The sequence below is a fragment of the Natronomonas salsuginis genome (genome assembly GCF_005239135.1).
GTDB lineage: Archaea > Halobacteriota > Halobacteria > Halobacteriales > Haloarculaceae > Natronomonas > Natronomonas salsuginis.
The window spans coordinates 138357-155149 of the sequence record NZ_QKNX01000002.1 but is presented as its reverse complement, the minus strand read 5'-3'; the positions used below and the strand labels follow the sequence as shown (position 1 = coordinate 155149).

General features: G+C 65.2%; 20 protein-coding genes and 1 pseudogene. 11 read left to right on the top strand and 10 right to left on the bottom strand.

Annotated features, from left to right (window positions below):
* Positions 1 to 127 precede the first annotated feature (127 nt).
* Together DM868_RS05515 and DM868_RS05510 are read left to right on the top strand one after the other, a co-directional pair.
* Positions 128 to 2074 carry an aldehyde ferredoxin oxidoreductase family protein gene (locus tag DM868_RS05515; RefSeq protein ID WP_137275855.1) on the top strand — a complete coding sequence of 649 codons (1947 nt, stop codon included), beginning with the start codon at positions 128 to 130 and terminating at the stop codon, positions 2072 to 2074.
* A 201-nt stretch (positions 2075 to 2275) separates the two neighbouring features.
* Entirely contained in the window at positions 2276 to 2569 is a 294-nt protein-coding gene (locus tag DM868_RS05510; RefSeq protein ID WP_246049039.1) for a HalOD1 output domain-containing protein, read from the top strand.
* A gap of 17 nt (positions 2570 to 2586) precedes the next feature.
* Here the strand turns inward: DM868_RS05510 and DM868_RS05505 are convergent, their stop codons facing one another.
* From DM868_RS05505 to DM868_RS15295, 3 genes are all read right to left on the bottom strand, one after another.
* Positions 2587 to 3192: a hypothetical protein gene (locus DM868_RS05505; protein ID WP_137275853.1), complete on the bottom strand. Its 606-nt coding sequence runs from the start codon at positions 3190 to 3192 to the stop codon at positions 2587 to 2589.
* A 67-nt stretch (positions 3193 to 3259) separates the two neighbouring features.
* Entirely contained in the window at positions 3260 to 3544 is a 285-nt protein-coding gene (locus DM868_RS05500; protein WP_137275852.1) for a ubiquitin-like small modifier protein 1, read from the bottom strand.
* Between the two features lie 205 nt (positions 3545 to 3749).
* Positions 3750 to 3914, bottom strand: a complete 165-nt coding sequence (locus DM868_RS15295; protein WP_222845483.1) for a hypothetical protein — start codon at positions 3912 to 3914, stop codon at positions 3750 to 3752.
* A gap of 124 nt (positions 3915 to 4038) precedes the next feature.
* On the opposite strand from DM868_RS15295, the gene tgtA reads away from it, so the two are divergent.
* Complete coding sequence (gene tgtA / locus DM868_RS05490; protein ID WP_137275851.1) at positions 4039 to 5529, top strand: tRNA guanosine(15) transglycosylase TgtA; 1491 nt, start codon at positions 4039 to 4041, stop codon at positions 5527 to 5529.
* Between the two features lie 2 nt (positions 5530 to 5531).
* Here tgtA and DM868_RS05485 read toward each other — a convergent pair whose 3' ends face one another.
* The gene (locus DM868_RS05485; protein WP_137275850.1) at positions 5532 to 5804 is read right to left on the bottom strand and encodes a hypothetical protein; all 273 of its coding nucleotides are present in this window, start codon (positions 5802 to 5804) and stop codon (positions 5532 to 5534) included.
* Between the two features lie 139 nt (positions 5805 to 5943).
* On the opposite strand from DM868_RS05485, the gene DM868_RS05480 reads away from it, so the two are divergent.
* The 7 genes from DM868_RS05480 (at position 5944) to DM868_RS05450 (ending at position 9975) form a co-directional block, all read left to right on the top strand.
* Positions 5944 to 6594, top strand: a complete 651-nt coding sequence (locus DM868_RS05480) for an SWIM zinc finger family protein (RefSeq protein WP_137275849.1) — start codon at positions 5944 to 5946, stop codon at positions 6592 to 6594.
* 61 nt (positions 6595 to 6655) lie between these two features.
* Positions 6656 to 7015: a DUF5518 domain-containing protein gene (locus tag DM868_RS05475; RefSeq protein WP_137275848.1), complete on the top strand. Its 360-nt coding sequence runs from the start codon at positions 6656 to 6658 to the stop codon at positions 7013 to 7015.
* 65 nt (positions 7016 to 7080) lie between these two features.
* Entirely contained in the window at positions 7081 to 7770 is a 690-nt protein-coding gene (locus tag DM868_RS05470) for a YqjF family protein (protein ID WP_137275847.1), read from the top strand.
* Between the two features lie 61 nt (positions 7771 to 7831).
* Complete coding sequence (locus tag DM868_RS05465) at positions 7832 to 8155, top strand: ASCH domain-containing protein (RefSeq protein ID WP_137275846.1); 324 nt, start codon at positions 7832 to 7834, stop codon at positions 8153 to 8155.
* 80 nt (positions 8156 to 8235) lie between these two features.
* Positions 8236 to 8661: a nickel-responsive transcriptional regulator NikR gene (gene nikR, locus DM868_RS05460; protein WP_137275845.1), complete on the top strand. Its 426-nt coding sequence runs from the start codon at positions 8236 to 8238 to the stop codon at positions 8659 to 8661.
* Positions 8662 to 9003: 342 nt separating this feature from the next.
* The gene (locus DM868_RS05455; RefSeq protein WP_170964436.1) at positions 9004 to 9240 is read left to right on the top strand and encodes a DUF411 domain-containing protein; all 237 of its coding nucleotides are present in this window, start codon (positions 9004 to 9006) and stop codon (positions 9238 to 9240) included.
* A gap of 69 nt (positions 9241 to 9309) precedes the next feature.
* Complete coding sequence (locus tag DM868_RS05450) at positions 9310 to 9975, top strand: cob(I)yrinic acid a,c-diamide adenosyltransferase (RefSeq protein ID WP_137275843.1); 666 nt, start codon at positions 9310 to 9312, stop codon at positions 9973 to 9975.
* Positions 9976 to 9993: 18 nt separating this feature from the next.
* Here the strand turns inward: DM868_RS05450 and DM868_RS05445 are convergent, their stop codons facing one another.
* The gene (locus DM868_RS05445) at positions 9994 to 11589 is read right to left on the bottom strand and encodes a class I adenylate-forming enzyme family protein (protein ID WP_137275842.1); all 1596 of its coding nucleotides are present in this window, start codon (positions 11587 to 11589) and stop codon (positions 9994 to 9996) included.
* Positions 11590 to 11728: 139 nt separating this feature from the next.
* Here DM868_RS05445 and DM868_RS05440 point away from each other — a divergent pair, with 139 nt between their 5' ends.
* Positions 11729 to 12535 carry an enoyl-CoA hydratase/isomerase family protein gene (locus tag DM868_RS05440; RefSeq protein ID WP_137275841.1) on the top strand — a complete coding sequence of 269 codons (807 nt, stop codon included), beginning with the start codon at positions 11729 to 11731 and terminating at the stop codon, positions 12533 to 12535.
* A 31-nt stretch (positions 12536 to 12566) separates the two neighbouring features.
* Here DM868_RS05440 and DM868_RS05435 read toward each other — a convergent pair whose 3' ends face one another.
* From DM868_RS05435 to DM868_RS05415, 5 genes and pseudogenes are all read right to left on the bottom strand, one after another.
* Positions 12567 to 13268: a thioredoxin family protein gene (locus DM868_RS05435; RefSeq protein ID WP_137275840.1), complete on the bottom strand. Its 702-nt coding sequence runs from the start codon at positions 13266 to 13268 to the stop codon at positions 12567 to 12569.
* A gap of 211 nt (positions 13269 to 13479) precedes the next feature.
* Positions 13480 to 13939 (bottom strand): annotated as a pseudogene (locus tag DM868_RS15890) (ABC transporter ATP-binding protein); the annotation flags it as partial.
* A 65-nt stretch (positions 13940 to 14004) separates the two neighbouring features.
* Complete coding sequence (locus DM868_RS05425) at positions 14005 to 14763, bottom strand: ABC transporter ATP-binding protein (protein WP_137275838.1); 759 nt, start codon at positions 14761 to 14763, stop codon at positions 14005 to 14007.
* Positions 14760 to 15842, bottom strand: a complete 1083-nt coding sequence (locus DM868_RS05420; RefSeq protein WP_137275837.1) for a branched-chain amino acid ABC transporter permease — start codon at positions 15840 to 15842, stop codon at positions 14760 to 14762. The genes DM868_RS05425 and DM868_RS05420 overlap by 4 nt, the downstream gene beginning before the upstream one ends.
* Positions 15839 to 16774: a branched-chain amino acid ABC transporter permease gene (locus tag DM868_RS05415; RefSeq protein WP_137275836.1), complete on the bottom strand. Its 936-nt coding sequence runs from the start codon at positions 16772 to 16774 to the stop codon at positions 15839 to 15841. The genes DM868_RS05420 and DM868_RS05415 overlap by 4 nt, the downstream gene beginning before the upstream one ends.
* Positions 16775 to 16793 lie beyond the last annotated feature (19 nt).

The window sequence follows — 16793 nt, the reverse complement described above, 5'->3', positions numbered from 1 at the left end:
GATTCGTACCGCGACACGCATCTGCTCGCCCCACCGGCGTAACGCCAGCGACGTAACGTACATCAGTTACGTCGAAGTGGCAATTGTTACCACGATGGCGCGCCACTAGCTAGTGCTAACGATTACTATGACAGATTTAGGTGGATTTCACGACCACATCGCGCGCGTCGACCTCACGGACGAAAGCGTCGACTACGAGAGTATCGATCAGGAGGACGCGGAGAAATATATCGGCGCACGGGGGCTCGGCGTCAAGTACGTCTTCGATCAAGGCCCCGACGTCGACCCGATGGGCCCGGAGAACCTCCTGGCGTTGATGAACGGGCCGCTAACGGGGTCGCAAGTGACGATGAGCGGTCGGATCGCCGTCTGTACGAAATCGCCGCTGACGGGGACGGTAACCGACTCCCACCACGGCGGCTGGTCCGGCGCTCGGCTCAAGTGGGCCGGCTTCGACGGCCTGCTGTTCGAGGGGAAAGCGGACGAGCCCGTTTACGCCGTCGTCGAGGACGGCGAGGTCGAGTTGCGCGACGCCTCGCATCTGTGGGGGATGGGGTTCCACGAGACGCGAGATACCCTCGAGGAGGAAGTCAGCGGCGCGTACGGCAGGAACCTCTCAGTGATGGGTATCGGCGAGGCCGGCGAGAACGGCGTCCGGTACGCCTGCATCATGAACGAGGACGACCGTGCCTCTGGCCGCGGCGGCACCGGCTGCGTGATGGGCTCGAAGAACCTGAAGGCCGTCGTCGTCAAATCCACGACGAAGATGCCGAAACCCGCCGACTCGGAGACGTTCAAGCAGGGCCACAAGCAGGCCATGCAGCTCATCCAGGAGTCCGACGTGACCGCGCCCAACGAGGGCGGGCTCTCGCTGTACGGGACGAACGTCCTCATGAACGCGACCGAGGAGATGTCCGGGCTGCCGACGAGGAACGGCAAGTTCACCTCAACGGGCGACGCCCGCGGCGGCGGCTTCCGGAGCGACGACGAGGCGTTCGATGCCGAGATGGTATCCGGCGAGAACGTCCGCGAAAACATCCTCGTCGACGAGCCGACCTGTCACTCCTGTCCGGTCGCCTGCAAGAAGGAAGTCGATGTCGACGTGATGCACAAGGGCGAGGAGATGAACGTCCGCACCGAGTCCTACGAGTACGAGTCCGCGTGGGCGCTCGGTCCGAACTCGGGACACACCGACCGCGACGAGATCGCGCTCATGCTCCAGCGCTGCAACGACCACGGCATGGACACCATCGAGGCGGGCAACATGCTCGCGATGGCGATGGAGATGACCGAGGAAGGCAAACTCGACGACCTCGGTGAGGGGATCGACTGGGGTGACTCTGAGGAGATGATCGAGATGCTCACGCGGATCGCGAACCGCGACGGCGAGCTCGCGGATCTGCTCGCGGAGGGCCCCCGTCGCGTCGCCGATCGCATGGACGCCCACGACAACTCCCTCGCGGTGAAGGGCCAGACGATCGCCGCCTACGATCCCCGCTGTATGAAAGGGATGGGCATCGCCTTCGCGACCTCGAACCGCGGCGCGTGCCACCTGCGCGGATACACGCCGGCTGCCGAAATCCTGGGTATCCCGGAGAAGGTCGACCCCGTCGAGTGGGAGGGGAAAGGCGAGCTCACCGCAACGTTCCAGGACATGCACGCCATCTCCGACAGCTTCGACATCTGCAAGTTCAACGCCTTCGCAGAGGGCATCGAGGAGTACGTCCTCCAGTACAACGGCATGACCGGCCGCGACGTGTCCGAGGACGAACTGCTGACCGCGGGCGAACGCATCTACGCCCTCGAACGCTACTACAACAACCTCAACGGGTTCGACGGCGGGGACGACGACCTCCCGGCGCGGTTCGTCGAGGGAGCCGAGGGCGCGGTCCCCGGACAGGGCGGCGTCGAGGGCAGCCTCGTCGAACTCGACGAGATGAAAGCCGAGTACTACGACGTGCGTGGCTGGATCGACGGCGTCGTCACCGACGAAAAGCTCGACGAACTCGACATCGACGTCGGACCCGGAACCGGCGTCTCTGCGGGCGATTCGGCCGCGCCCGCCGACGACTGAACGAACGATCCGGCAGACGCGTTTTTCGACGGGATCGATTCGAACGAGCAACTGCAGGGCGAAATCAAGCGTCAAAAGTGTGGATAGTACAGATATTTCGCCCGAAATCGGAGTATAAAACACCGAAGTGGCTGAATAACGCGGTGAGTTTTCGCCACAAACGGTTTATACACACGAAACGTACCGAAAATGGTGACAATCATGGTTCCCGACATAAATACCGACGGCGAGTCCGCCGTCAGCGAAACCGTGATCGAAGCCGTGGCGGAAACGGCGAACGTCGACACGACGGCCCTCCCCCCGCTGTACTACTACGTTGAGTCCGACGCGCTAAATAAGCTGTTCGGTCGAAGACGAACGGGGGCCTCGGCGATAACGACCGAATTCGTCTACGATGGATACGAAGTCCGAGTCACCGGCGGGGACGAGATCACCGTGACGGTCGAGGAGCGACCCGAAATGGAACCTGGGGCGGCCGGGATCGATATCGAGTGATCGGAGCCGACGGCCGGTCAGGGGATCGGATCGTCGATGTCGGCTCGGACGGTCGTCGTCTCCTCCCAGCCGTTCGTCACCTCGACCGTGGCCGTGTCCGGCGGCGTCCCCTCGAACGCGATCCGGGCGACCGCCGACGAAAACGTGATCACCTCCGCACAACCCATCGAGGCGTCCGGCTTCGAAACCGTCGCGTCCGCTCGGAGCGTCCCGTCTTCGACCCGGATCGAGTCGATTTCGAGTCGATCGTAACAGGCGTTGGGCCCCACCGACTCGACGAGGAGTGCTCGTTCGGTCGCGTAGTCGATCCCCGAGAGGAACGTCCCCACCCTCTCGCGTTGGGGTTCGGAGGGATCGAGCCACTCGAAGGCCGCCCGTTGGCGTTCGTCGCCGTCGATGAGGACCGCGTGGCCGACCTCGTTTCCGTCGTCCCACCACGGACGACTGATATTGGATGCGAGTGAAAGCGTGTCCGACGACTCGACGGTTGGACGCTTGTCGTCCGAGTCGACGTTTCCGTCTTCGTCCCCGTCGCTCGGTCCGTTTCGATCGAGACAGCCCGCGAGCACAGCGGTGATGCCGAGCGCGGTCCGTCGAAGCAGCGTCCGTCTGTCGGAGGACATCGTCGATCGGTACACAGGCGATCCGAAGATGAATCTCTTCTGAGACGTCAAACGCCGGCTTAATCCATCACCGGCGGCCGCCGCTGACGGGCGGGAACAGCGCGAGTTGGTCGTCCGCCTCGAGGACGGTGTCGAACCCTTCACCGTTCGCGAACGGGTCGTCGCCGTTGTGTAACAGCCGAATGTGTTCTCGCAGCTCGCCGTCGGAGTCGACGACGGTGGGTTCGAGGTCGGGATGGGCCCCGAGGAGCCGTTCGAAGGCGTCACCGAGCGTGTCACCGGCCGCCGCGTCGACCTCGGCGCGCTTGGTGCCGGCGGCCTCTGCGAGGTTCGCGAAGAGTCGCCATTCCATACCGGAGGGTGGCGAGCGCTCGTCTTAGGCGTTTGCCATCCCGATCGGGCGGACGAGGCTATCGAGATCGCTTATAGCCGCCGCGGAGCCGACTGCACTCGGCACCTCGAGTCCGCACGCACACATCGAGATCCGCGTACTCCTCGTCGGCGGCTTCTTCGAGGAGGTCGAGTTCGCGCTCGCCGTACCGGTCGCTGGCGATGAACTACGGACCGAGCCGCTGCTCCGCGATCCGACGACCGCACAGTCCCTGGGCCTTGAGCGATCTGGCCACCTCGCGGATCTCCACGTTCGTCAGATCGGCCCCGAACTCGAAGTCCGCGCCGCGGTCTGACGAGAGACGATCGAGAAACCGCTTCGTATCGATCATTACCGGGTGTAAGCCGGAGGAGCGCGATAAAGCCGAGCGCGAATATGTTTACAGCCGAATGCGAGGGAGAACCCGCCGCCGGGGTTTCAATCGGCTTATCCCTCCCGGTGCCGTCGATCGGACAATGCGTGAGATCTTCGAGATCCGAGACGCCGACGGGGCCGGACGGATCGGCGAGTTGACCGTCCCGCGGGCGGGCGTCACCGTCGAAACGCCGGCGCTGTTGCCGGTCATCAATCCACACCTCCGGACCGTCGAGCCCGCGACGCTCGAATCGGCGTTCGGCGCGGAGATCCTGATCACGAACGGCTACATCCTGTACAAGAGCAAGGAGTTCCGCGAGCGGGCGCTTTCGGAGGGGCTCGCCAAGTTGTACGACTTCTCCGGGGCGATCATGACCGATTCGGGCTCGTTTCAGCTTTCGGAGTACGGCGAGATCACGGTGACGAACGCCGAGATCCTCGAGTTCCAGCGCGACATCGGTTCGCACATCGGCACGCCGATCGACATCCCGACGCCGCCCGGCGTGTCCCACGAGCGGGCCGAATCGGAGCTCGAAACGACGAAAGCGCGGCTCGACGCCGCCGAATCGGTCGACGTCGGCGAGATGCTCGTCAACGCGCCGATCCAGGGCTCGACGTACCCGGACCTGCGCGAATCGGCCGCATCGCACGCTTACGAGACGAGTCTGGACGTGTTCCCGGTCGGGGCCGTCGTCCCGCTCATGAACGGCTACCGGTACGCCGAGATGGTCGACGTCGTCCGGGCCGCAAAGCGCGGGCTCGGCGCGGACGCACCCGTCCACCTGTTCGGGGCCGGCCACCCGATGATGTTCGCGCTCGCGGTCGCCGCCGGCTGCGATCTGTTCGATTCGGCCGCCTACGCGCTGTACGCTCGCGACGGACGCTACCTCACCGTCGCCGGCACGGACCACCTCGACGACCTCGACTATTTTCCATGCTCGTGTCCGGTGTGCGCCGAGCGAACGCCCGAAACCCTCCGATCGCTACCCGCGGCTCGACGCGAAAAGCTGTTGGCCCGACACAACCTTCACGTCAGCTATCGGGAGCTCCGAACAGTGAAGCAGGCGGTCCGCGAGGGGAATCTCTTCGAGTTGCTCGAACGGCGGGCGCGGAACCACCCGGCGATGGTCGACGGCTACCGAGCGCTCCTCGACGATTCGGCGGCGCTGGAGCGGGTCGATCCCGTCTCGAAGGGCTCGTTTTTCTACCTCTCCACGGACTCGGCACGCCGACCGGAGGTCCGCCGCCATCACGACCGACTCGGGCGGCTCTCGGTCGACGGCGATCGGGTGTTGCTCTCGGCGGGCGACGACAACAGCCGCTTCGACGAGACGTGGCGGCTCAATCCGCCGTTCGGTCCCGTGCCGCCGGCGCTTTCGGACAGCTATCCGCTGACGATCGAACGGCCCGAGCGACTCGATCGGGGCGGCTACGAAGCTGCCGCCGCGGGCGTCGCTCGGCTAGCGGAAGCGAACCCCGACACCGAGTTCACCGTCGCCCATTGGGGGTGGCCCGAATCGGCGATAGATCGGCTTCCGGACGGCGTCGACGTGCTCTCGCTGGGGGCCGACAGCCAACATCCCGACGAATAGCGTCACTCGTCGTATATTTCGATTGCCTCGTTCGTGATCACTGTCGGGTACTCCCAGATGATCGTCGAGACGCGGAGCGGTCGCCCTGGCCCCCATCCAAGCCGTTCGAAACGGTCGATCGGGATCCACTCGTACAGCGGGTCGTCGCGATCGTACGTGTCGACGCCGACGGCGCCGAAGGCCCCGACGATGGCCTCTGCGATCGTCTCGTCGTCGTCGACCGCGTACGAGACGATCGGGGTGGAGCCGTCTTCGAGGGACGGCAGCGTATCCATGTCACGTCATGGCGTATCTAGTAATTAACCATTTATATTCGGGGCGGCGCTCACAGCGCGCGTTCGCGGTTCGCCGACGGCTCTACGCCCGCGGTCCGCCGAACGGCTCAATACCGTCGAGCGCGTGCATTTATATACAATGACGCATCCAGCATACACACCCGCGTCATCGGACACACCGTCGCGTCGGCCGCTATCGCCCGATACGGGACGGCTCGGCGCACGGGCGGCCAGAGCGTGGACCGAGCCGATGGCCGTTCGACCGCTGGAACGCGGGCGATACGCCGTCGACAGCGCCTCGGGAGCGACGTACGTCGTCGACCTGTTCGCGGGCACGTGCAGCTGCCCGGACCACGAGATCCGCGGTGAACGCTGCAAGCACCTCCGACGCGTCGCGATCGAGGTCACCGAGCGACGCGTCCCGCCGCCGGGACGACGCCGCGCCGACTGTGCGGTCTGTCGCCGGCCGTCGTTTGTCCCGGAATCGGCCTCGATCCCCATCTGCGACGACTGCCGACTCGAACGCGGCGACCTCGCCACGGATCGTGAGACAGGCGACACCGTCGTCGTCTATCGGATGACCGACGAGGCGGCCAGCGAGCGCTACGTCGAAGCGGCTGACTGTACGGTCGCTGCGTACCCGAAGAACGAGGGGTATCCGGCCGACGACCCGGTCGTCGAAGTCGTCTACCCGTTCAGCGGTGACCCCGACGCCGACATCGAGGACCGACCGCGATACGCCTTCCCCCGCTCTCGACTGGCCGCTCGCGACGAGATGCTCATCGAGTGACGGCGCTCCCGTCGATCGAATCGGCCGGCAACCATATCCGTCCGCTCGATCTAAGTTGGGCATGACCGATTGGAAAGCAGTGTTCGTCGGGTTTCTGGTCGGAGTCGTCGTGAGCGTCTTCGCCTTCGCGATCCCGGTCATCGGCCACATTGGCGCGGGGCTCATCGGCGGGTTCGCCGCCGGGTACGTCGCGGGCGGCGGGATCGGCAGCGGTGCCTGGCACGGGCTGCTCGCCGGGGCGCTCGGTGGGCTGGTCGTCGCGATCCTTCTCGCGATCGTCGTCACCGTCGCCGGGGTCGCGATCGGTGGTCCGTTCGGTCTCCTCGGCGGAGCCGGCGTGTTCGCGATCGGTGCGGTGATCGCCCTACTGCTCGCGATCGACAGCGCGATCGGCGGCGCGGTCGGCGGGCTGCTCAACTGATCGCCGCCGCGTCGTCGGACGACGGTTGGCCAAAGAGATTTTGTCGCGGCCCACGGAGTGAGCCCATGGTCCTCCCGCTGGAGATGGGGTGGCGACACCTGCTGTTCGAGAACTGGCCGATCGACCCCGCGATACTGGACACCCACCTCCCCGACGCACTCGCGCCCGACGTGTACGACGGGTCGGCGTGGCTCTCCGTCGTCCCGTTCACCAACGTCGCCGTTCGACCGAAGGGCGTCCCCGAGGCGCTGGGGATCCGGCTTCCGGAACTCAACGTCAGGACGTACGTGACCCGCGAGGGCGTCCCGAGCGTCTACTTCTTCAGCCTCGACGCGCAGGGCGTCGCGAGCGTCCTCGGGGCCCGACTCTTCCATCACCTCCCGTACTACTACGCGCGAATCTCGCTGGAGTGGACGGACGGCCGCGTCCGGTTCGACAGCCGGCGTCGCCACCCCGGATCGCGGCCGGCCCGCTACGAGGGAACCTACTGGCCCACCGGCGAGCCGTTCTCGGCACCGGACGACCCGTTCGGCGCGTTCCTCGTCGAGCGCTACCGGTTCTACACGGAGGCCCAGGACGGAACGATGCGGTACACCGACGTCGAACACGAGCCGTGGACGCTCTATCCGGCGAGCGCCGAGATCGAGACGGATACGCTGCTGTCGGCGGACGGCTTCGACCGGCCGGATTCGGAGCCGGTCTACTACTACAGTCCGGGGCTCGACGTGGTCGCCTCGCGAAGCGAGCGACTGTGAGTTGACGGGGTGCCGCCTCGTTTTCGGGGGCTATTAAGGGCATCACGCTCCAAGCGTCGACATGGCCGACATAGATCCGGACGCGCTGTTGCCGAACGATCGCGTGAAAACGGCGGTCCTCGATGGGGAGATCACGCAACTGAGCCGGGGGGCTGCGAACCGCTACGCCGAGGTGGGCGACACGTTCGATCTGAACGGCACCGAGTTCGAGGTGAGTGCCGTCGACGAACGAACGCTCGGTGCGCTGACCGACGAGGACGCACGACGAGAGGGGTCACCCTCCCTCGACGCGTACAAAGCGCGCATGGAGCGCGTCCATCCGGGCGATTTCGAGTGGGACGACGCGAGCGAGATAGTCACGTACCGGTTCGAACCGGCCGAGTAGCTCGAGCGGTTCACAACGTTTCGCGACAGAACGGGCAAGCGCACGTAATCCTTAATATAATCAGGCTGCTGAATTAATATATGACTGTCGTCAGCGTTTCGATGCCCGACTCGCTACTGGAACGGCTCGACGAGTTCGCCGAGGAGCACGGCTACACGGGCCGCAGCGAGGTCGTCCGGGAAGCGTCCAGAAACCTGCTCGGTGAGTTCGAGGACAAGAAGCTCGAGGGGCGCGACCTGATGAGCGTCGTCACCGTCGTCTTCGATCACGAGACGTCGAGCGCGGAAGAGCGGATGATGCGCATCCGCCACGACCACGAGGGGCTGGTCGTCTCGAACGTCCACAACCACGTCGGCGACCACTACTGCATGGAGCTTTTCATCCTCGAGGGAACTCTCGAGGACATCTCGACGTTCGTCGGGAAAATCCGCGCGACGAGCGACATCCTTTCGGTCGACTACTCGGTCGTCCCCATCGACGATTTCGGCGCGACGCTCGCAGAGTAAGCCGCCACCGTCACGACCGCCGCTGCGTCCCACCCGGTCGGATTCGGGGCGTCGCTTTTTCGCGTCGAAACCGAGATTCGCACATGGGATTGACACACCGACACGCGATCGCGACCGGCATCGCCGCGATCGGCGGCGGGTTCGCGGGCTGTACCGGCGAGGGCGCAGCGGTGGCTGGCGTTGGAACGGATCGATCCCGGTCGAGGGCGTCACGCGACACCACGAACCGTCGTGTGAGCGCTGCGGCGCGTACGCCGACTATCTCGGACGACGCGGCTTCGACGTCTCTGTCGAACCGGCGTCGGACGCCACCGCACTCGCCGAGACGAAACCGCCCTCGGCGTGCCCGAATCGGTTCGAAGCTGTCACACCGTCGAGTTCAGTGCGTACATCGTGGAGGGGCCCGTCCCCCTCGAGGCGATCGGGACGGTGTTCGAGATCAGCACGTCGTTCGGCCGGATCTCGGTCCCGGGAAAGCCCCAGCACCTGCCGGGAAGAGAGCTTCGTGGGGTGGAGCCGCTGACGATCTACGCGGTCAGGACGTCGGGCGGCACGTCGGTGTTCACCGAAGTCGAGTGAGCGCATCGGAGCCGTCGGCCACCGCGAGCGGTCCGCAGGTATGATATCCGACCCCGACGAACGGCGGGTATGACCGATCGAGACACGCCAGGGCGAGGGCGAACACCGGCGGCCCGAACGATCGAACCGGCGGCCCCCGAGGAGTTCGGCCTCACGCAGGTGTGGTGGGGCGACGGGAAGGGCAAGACGACGGCAACGCTCGGGATGGCCTTTCGCGCGGCGGGCCACGGCTACCGCGTCCACGTCCTCCAGTTCATGAAGGGCGGCGCGGACAGCGTCGAGGACGTCCGCGGCGAGTACAACGCCATCGCGGCGATGCCCGGCCTGACCTACGAGAACCTCGGGCACTACGGCTGGCACGCGATGAACGACGGCAGCGACGAGCGCGATCACGAGAGCCAGGCCGAAGCGGGCTTCGAACGGGCCAAAGAGTTGGTCGCGGCCGCCGCTAACGCAGATCTCTCGACACCGTTCGACCTCAGCGGCGATCCCGAAGACGGCGTCCACATGCTCGTACTCGACGAGATACTCTACGCCGCGGACAGGGAACTCGTCGATCCCGCGGCGGTCGTCGAGTTGGTCGAGACGAAGCCGGACGACCTCGAACTCGTCCTCTCGGGGAGCCACGCGAGACCCGACTACCTCGTCGATTCGGCCGATCTCGTCACCAACGTCCGCAAAGAGAAGCATCCGATCGACGCCGGCCAGCGCGCCCGGAAGGGCACCGAGTACTGAGACCGAACGCGGCCGCGATTATTCCTGGCCGACCATCCGCTCTTCGTCGTCCCAGTACTTCGAGCGGATCTCGTACTTTTGAACCTTGCCCGTGGCCGTCTCCGGGAAGTCGTCGACGAACTCGACGCTGGTCGGAGCCTTGTAGCTCGCCAGGTTGTCCTTCACGAAGGCGATGACCTCCTCCTCGGTGAGGTCGGGGTCGGGCTGTTCGACGACGAGCGCCTTGGGCGTCTCGCCCCACTTCTCGCTCGGAACGGGTACGACGGCTGCCTTCAGGATCCCGGGATGGTCGTAGAGGGCGTCCTCGACCTCGATCGAGGAGATGTTCTCCCCGCCGGAGATGATGATGTCCTTCTTGCGGTCCTGGATCGAGATCATGCCGTCCTCGTCGATGGTCGCGAGATCGCCCGTATGGAAGTACCCCTCGATCCGCTCGTTGAACGCCTCGTGCGTAATGTCGGGCTTGTTGAGATATCGGTCCATCACCTGGTTACCTTGTACGACGATCTCGCCGATCGTCGTACCGTCGGCTGGCACGTCGTTGCCGTCCTCGTCGACGACGCGGACGTCCGTACAAAGCACCTCGCTGCCCTGGTTGACTTTGAGTCCGCGACCGCGTTCGGCCAGCCGTCGCGGCGAGTTGCTGGTCGTGATGATCGGGGCGGTCTCGGTCAGCCCGTAGAGGTGGAGGATCCGCCAGCCGAAGTCGTCCTCGACCGTCTCGATCGTCGCGGTCGCCGGCGCGCTGCCGGCGGTCGTGATGCGAACGTCGCGGTCGCCCGTCGTCGCCACCTCGTTGTTCTCGTAGTACTGGATGAGGTTGTTGAGCACCGTCGGCGCTCCGCAGAGGAAACTGACGTCGTACTCGCGGATGCGCTCGAAGGTGTCCTCGGCGTCGAACGTCCGCTGACAGATGTGCGTGCCGCCGGTCCCCGTGATGGCGTAGGTGTGGCCCCAGCCGTTGCAGTGAAACATCGGCAGCGTCCAGAGGTAGTTGTCGTCGTCGCGGATCTCCATGTGCTGGTTGAGCACCAGCGCGTGCCAGGATTCCGTCCGGTGGGTTCGAACGACGCCCTTCGGGTCGCCCGTGGTCCCCGAGGTGTAGTTGATGCTGCCGTCGTCGTCCTCGGAGATGTCGGGACGGTCTGGCTCGTCTGGCGAGGAGTCGGCCAACAGGTCCTCGTAGTCGTCCCACTCGCCGTCGATCTTGTCGGTGTCGTAGCCGACGAAGTGCTCGGCGGGGACCGAATCGCGGATCGGCTCGATATTCTCGGCGTAGTCGTAGTCGGAGATAACCAGATCGGCGTCGCAGTCGTTGAGGATGTATTCGAGTTCGCCGGGCGTGAGCCGGTAGTTCATCGGGACGAACACCGCGCCGAGTTTGTTCGTCGCATAGAGCGTCTCGATGAAGTAGTGCGTGTTCGGGGCGAGCAGCGCGACCTTGTCGCCCTGTTCGATCCCGCGCGTCGTGAGGACGTTCGCCAGCCGGTTGACGCGGTCGTTGACCTCGCCGTACGTGTATTCGGTGCCGTCGTGGGCGACGATTCCGGTCACGTCGTCGTAGAGATCGACCGCCCGATCGAGGAAATCGGTCGTGAGCATTTCGCGCTTCATATTACACGTACGGTATGCACGGCCGCGGTACTTGAACATTCACCATTATTCCGGATGGTTTCGAGGCCGACTGGATTCGAACCGACAGACGGGACCGCCACCGCGAATCTTTTTGTTCGAACGTCCCGTCCCGAGTATCATGACAGATGGTGACAGAGACGAGTCCGACGCCGTGATCGTCGACACCGAGGGATACGTCGGCCGGATCACGCTCGACCGACCCGAAGCGATGAACACATTCAGTACGGAGCTCGCCGCCGAGCTCGATTCGGCGCTCCGCCGTCTCGAAGCCGACGCTGACGTGCGAGCGGTCGTCGTCGACGGGGCCGGCAAGGCCTTCTCGGCCGGCATCGACCTCACCGAACACGCCCGCTTCGACGACGAAGCGGCCTACGAGGAGTGGGTCGCCGGCATGGAGGAGCCGTTCGTGACCATCACCGAGATGGGAACGCCCGTGATCGCCGCCGCCCACGGCCACGCCGCCGCCAACGGGTTGGGGCTCGTCGCGGCCTGCGACCTCGCCGTCGCCGCCGAGGGGACGATGTTCGGCGCGACCGCACCGAAGGTGGGGCTCTTCTGTATGGGGCCGGCGGTGCCGCTCATGGACGCCGTGGTCAGAAAGCGGTGTCTGGAGCTGCTCTTGACCGGCGAGTTGATCGACGCCGACACCGCCCACGAGTGGGGCCTACTGAACCGCGTCGCGCCGGCCGGCAGCCACGTCGAGGCGGCGATGGAGTACGCCGAGACGATCGCCTCGAAGAGCCCGACCGCGATCCGACGCGGCAAGCAGGCGTACTACGAGATGGAAGGGCTGGGATACACCGACGCGCTCGAGTACTCGAACGAACAGTTCGCCGCGCTGTGTACGACGGCGGACGCCGACACCGGGATCGAGGCATTCTTGAGCGGCGAGCCGCTCGACGCCGACGAGTGGCCGAACGCCTGAGCCGACGAAAAAACTGACCGCGACCGGTCCGCTACCCGTCACCGTAGACGTCCGAGGACGTCGATCCGATCGTCTCCGGGCGCTGGTAGCCGCGGAGCGACTCCAGCAGTTCCCCGCCCTCGAAGAGCAGTATCGACGGTGCCGCCTCGACGCCGAACGTCCGGCAGAACTCCGGCGTCGACTCGCCGTCGACGCCCGCGAGCGCGACGTCGTCGGGGAGAGCTGCGACGATTTCGTCGAGCTGTTCTTTCAGGTTCCGACAGGGATCGCAAAAGCGCTTCCAGACGATGACCGCGGCCCGGTCGTGATCGTCGAGGAACGCCCCGTACGAGTCGTCGTTGATCTCGGTGACGCCGTCCGGAACGGGCGACGGTGGCGCGAGATCGACGATCATCATCGCCATGTGCGCGCGCTCGACGAGCGGGTACTCGCCGTCGAGGTGGGAGTTCAACGCGAGCAGCGCGATGAACTGCTCGCGCGTTACCCCGAGTTTGTCGAGCCGATCGGCGGCGTCCTCGGGATCGATCCCAAAGACGTCCGAAACCGCCTGATGGTATTCGTCGTCCGGAACGTCGGCGTAGGAGTCGTGATAGATTCCGCGGGTAGATTCGAACGCTAATGTGAGCGTGACCAGGTCGTCCTCGTCGACGGTGACGACCTCCTCGTCTTCGAGGACGTCGAGTCGTTCTCCGGGTGTGTACTCGCCCGAAACGACGTCGGGGTCGCCGCTCATACGCCGAGGTACTCCTTTCTGACTTCGTCGTTCGCTTGCAGTTCCTCGGACGGCCCCTCGAAGACGATGGAACCTTGGTCGAGAACGTAGCAGTAGTCAGCCAGTTTCATTGCTGCGGCGGCGTTTTGCTCGACCAACAGAATGGTCTTCCCCTGATCGGCGATCCGCTGGATAATGTCGAGGACGTCCTGGACGATCTGGGGGGCCAACCCCTCCGACGGCTCGTCGAGCATGAGGAGTTCTGTGTCCTGCTTGAGTGTCCGAGCGATGGCGAGCATCTGCTGTTCGCCGCCGGAGAGCGTGCCGGCCTTCTGGTCGCGTCGCTCGTCGAGACGGGGGAACTGCTCGTAGACCTCCTCGTCAGAAAGGCCGGTCTTGCCGGTCTCCATAGGCCGACCGAGCCGGTTCAGGAGGTTTCGGGAGATGTCCGGCACGTGGAGGTTCTCGCGAACCGTGAGGTTCGAGAACATCCGTCGCTCCTCCGGGACCAACGAGAGGCCCAACGCGGAGACGTTCTCCGGGGGGTTCCCGGTGATATCGGTGCCGTCGAAGCGGATCGTCCCGCTTCGAACGTCCGGCGGACGAGCGCCCGTGATGCTCCTGAGCGTGGTCGTCTTCCCGGCCCCGTTGCGGCCGAGTAAGGCGATGATCTGTCCCTCCTCGACGTCCATCGTCACGTCACGGAGGATGTGACTCTCGCCGTAGTAGGAGTTCACACCGTCGAGTTCGAGCAGGCTCACAGTTCGACACCTCCGAGATACGCCTCCTGAACGTCGGGATCGCCGCGGATCTCGTCGGGCGTGCCGTCGGCGATCTTTGCGCCGCGGTTGAGCACGGCGATCCGATCGGAGACGCGGAAAATGATCTCCATGTCGTGTTCGATGAGGACGATCGTGACCCCGCGCTCCTCCTTGATCCGCTCGATGAGGTCGACCGTCGCGTCGGTTTCGTCGGGTGACATTCCAGCGGTCGGCTCGTCGAGAAAGAGCAGGTCGGGATTGCTCGCCAACGCGAGCGCCATCTCCAGCCGCCGTTTGTCGCCGTACGGCAGCGACTGCGCCTCGACGTGGCGTTGCTCGTAGAGCCCCATGTCCTTCATCGTCCGCTCGGCGCGCTCGATGACGTCGTCGTAGTCGACGAGTCGCTTGAGGAAGTTCAAGCTGAACGAGCCGTGTTCGGCACCCAGCGAGGCGACGATCGCGTTCCGCTCGACCGTCATCTCCGGGAAGATCGAGGCCGTCTGGAACGACTTGCTGAGGCCCCGCTGGACGATCTGGTGGGGCTTTTGTCCGGTGATTTCCTCGCCGCGGTAGAGGACCTTCCCTTCCGTCGGAGCCAACAGCCCGGTGATCAGGTTTATCGTCGTCGACTTGCCAGCCCCGTTCGGGCCAATGATGCTCAACGAGTCGCCCTCCTCGATCCGGAGGTCGACCTCGTCGACGGCCGTAAGTTCGCCGAACCGCTTCGTGAGGTCGCGTGTTTCCAGAAGCATCAGTTCTCATCCTCCAGGTCGGAGCTCGGGCGGATCGCGGCTCTGATGTCGGTGACGAACCCCCAGATGCCCTGCGGGAACAGCCAGACGACGACCACGAACAACAGCCCGAGCACCAAGAGCCAGTAGGCGATCTCGCCGGAGACGATATTCTCGACGTAGAGGAACGCGATCACCCCGGCAACCGGGCCGAACACGGACCCGACGCCGCCGAGCACGGTCATGATCACGATGTCGCCGCTGGTGATCCAGTACAGCGACCCGATCGCGACGTACTGGGCGTGGACCGTATGAAGGCCGCCGGCCAGTCCGGCGAACGCGCCCGACAGCGTGAACGCCGCGAGCTTGTACCGCCAGACGTTGAGCCCGAGGAAGTTGACGCGTTGTTCGTTCTCGCTTATCGCCTCGAAGATCGCGCCGTACGGCGACCGGACGATCCGGAGCGCGATCGCGATGGCGAACAGGAAAAAGACCGCATAGAAGGCGTACGCGATGTCGTGAAGGAGCGTCCCCAACACGCCGGCGAACGCGCGGTCGAATCCCAAGACGCCGAGCAGGGGATCGACGCTCACGCCAGTGAACCCGTCCTCGCCGCCGGTGAGCCAGCCGAGCGGACCCAGCGCGAGGTAGTACATCATCTGCCCGAACGAGAGTGTCAGTATGGCGAAGTAGATGCCGCCGCGCCGGAGCGACACGAAGCCAATGAAAAGCGCGAGCAGGACCGCCACGACGATCCCGACGAGCACCATGACCAGGGGCGATCCGGTGACGTTGGCGCTCACGAAGCCGGCGGCGTAGGCGCTCCCGCCCCAGAAAATCGCGTGTCCGAACGACAGCAATCCGGTGTACCCCAAGAGCAGGTCGAAGCCGATCGCGAAGATCGCCCAGATGTAGATCAGCTCGACGAGGGTCATGTAGCCGCTGTATGCCGGGAGGTTCGTGAACACGAGCGGGAAGACGATCACAAACGCGATCGCGGCGAGGAGCGAAAACGACTCCCGCTCGCGGACGTGGTCCCACCGCTCCAACAGACCGTGGTCGGTGGCGTCGGCCGGGGTCGCGGATTCGGTCGGTTCGCTCATTCACCTACCTCCACCGAGCCGAGTAGTCCCGCCGGCCGGACCAGAAGGACGATCGCCGCAAGCGCGTAGATTCCAACGGACGACCACGTGGGGGCGTTCATCTGGAGGCCGACCTCGACGGCCCCGATCAGGAGGCCGCCGACGACCGAGCCGGCGATACTCCCCACGCCGCCGACGACGACGACGAGGAACGCGGGGACGAGCACCTCGACCCCGATCTCGGGCACGACGCTGAAGACCGGTCCGCCGACGACGCCCGCGGCGCCCGCGAGCCCCGAACCGACTCCGAAGATCACGAGGAACGGCCGCGTCGAGCGAACCCCGAGCAGGTTGAGCATCTCCGTGTCCTCGGTCCCGGCCCGCACCGCGAGGCCGACATCGGTGTACTTGATGTAGAGGAACACCGAACCCACAAGGATCGCCGTGATCCCGATGATCGCCAACCGCCAACTGGAGTACGTGCCGAGCGGACCGAGGTCGGCTGCCCCGGTCGCCCAGCCCGGTCGGGAGAAGGTGATCGACCGGCCGCCGACGAACGCCCTGGCGAGCTCCTGGACGATCAGGAGAATTCCGAACGTCACCAGAATCTGGTCGGTGTCCGGCCGGTCGTAGAACGACCGGGCGACGAACCGCTCCATCAACAGCCCGAGGGCGAACGCGACGATCGGGACGAGGATGAGCGCGGCCAGAAAGCCCAACTCGACCCCGAAGCTCTGTAACCCGAGGCTGCGCGCGATGTCCCCGGAGAAGGGGAGCTCAAACGCGATCATGAGCCCGATGTAGACGCCGGCCAGATACAGCGCGGCGTGGGCGAAGTTCACGAACTTCAGCGTACCGAGCGTGATCGACAGGCCGATGGCGACCAGGATGTAGATCGACGACACTGCGAGCGTCTGGATGAGGAATCCGATGACGTTTCCGACGACGCTCACGGAACCACCTCCGACGATT

Bases quoted from the DNA above. Each gene is read 5' to 3' on its own strand.
- DM868_RS05515 (WP_137275855.1), top strand. From the start codon at position 128: ATGACAGATTTAGGTGGATTTCACGACCACATCGCGCGCGTCGACCTC.
- DM868_RS05510 (WP_246049039.1), top strand. From the start codon at position 2,276: ATGGTTCCCGACATAAATACCGACGGCGAGTCCGCCGTCAGCGAAACC.
- DM868_RS05505 (WP_137275853.1), bottom strand. From the start codon at position 3,192: ATGTCCTCCGACAGACGGACGCTGCTTCGACGGACCGCGCTCGGCATC.
- DM868_RS05500 (WP_137275852.1), bottom strand. From the start codon at position 3,544: ATGGAATGGCGACTCTTCGCGAACCTCGCAGAGGCCGCCGGCACCAAG.
- DM868_RS15295 (WP_222845483.1), bottom strand. From the start codon at position 3,914: ATGATCGATACGAAGCGGTTTCTCGATCGTCTCTCGTCAGACCGCGGC.
- tgtA (WP_137275851.1), top strand. From the start codon at position 4,039: ATGCGTGAGATCTTCGAGATCCGAGACGCCGACGGGGCCGGACGGATC.
- DM868_RS05485 (WP_137275850.1), bottom strand. From the start codon at position 5,804: ATGGATACGCTGCCGTCCCTCGAAGACGGCTCCACCCCGATCGTCTCG.
- DM868_RS05480 (WP_137275849.1), top strand. From the start codon at position 5,944: ATGACGCATCCAGCATACACACCCGCGTCATCGGACACACCGTCGCGT.
- DM868_RS05475 (WP_137275848.1), top strand. From the start codon at position 6,656: ATGACCGATTGGAAAGCAGTGTTCGTCGGGTTTCTGGTCGGAGTCGTC.
- DM868_RS05470 (WP_137275847.1), top strand. From the start codon at position 7,081: ATGGTCCTCCCGCTGGAGATGGGGTGGCGACACCTGCTGTTCGAGAAC.
- DM868_RS05465 (WP_137275846.1), top strand. From the start codon at position 7,832: ATGGCCGACATAGATCCGGACGCGCTGTTGCCGAACGATCGCGTGAAA.
- nikR (WP_137275845.1), top strand. From the start codon at position 8,236: ATGACTGTCGTCAGCGTTTCGATGCCCGACTCGCTACTGGAACGGCTC.
- DM868_RS05450 (WP_137275843.1), top strand. From the start codon at position 9,310: ATGACCGATCGAGACACGCCAGGGCGAGGGCGAACACCGGCGGCCCGA.
- DM868_RS05445 (WP_137275842.1), bottom strand. From the start codon at position 11,589: ATGAAGCGCGAAATGCTCACGACCGATTTCCTCGATCGGGCGGTCGAT.
- DM868_RS05440 (WP_137275841.1), top strand. From the start codon at position 11,729: ATGACAGATGGTGACAGAGACGAGTCCGACGCCGTGATCGTCGACACC.
- DM868_RS05435 (WP_137275840.1), bottom strand. From the start codon at position 13,268: ATGAGCGGCGACCCCGACGTCGTTTCGGGCGAGTACACACCCGGAGAA.
- DM868_RS05420 (WP_137275837.1), bottom strand. From the start codon at position 15,842: ATGAGCGAACCGACCGAATCCGCGACCCCGGCCGACGCCACCGACCAC.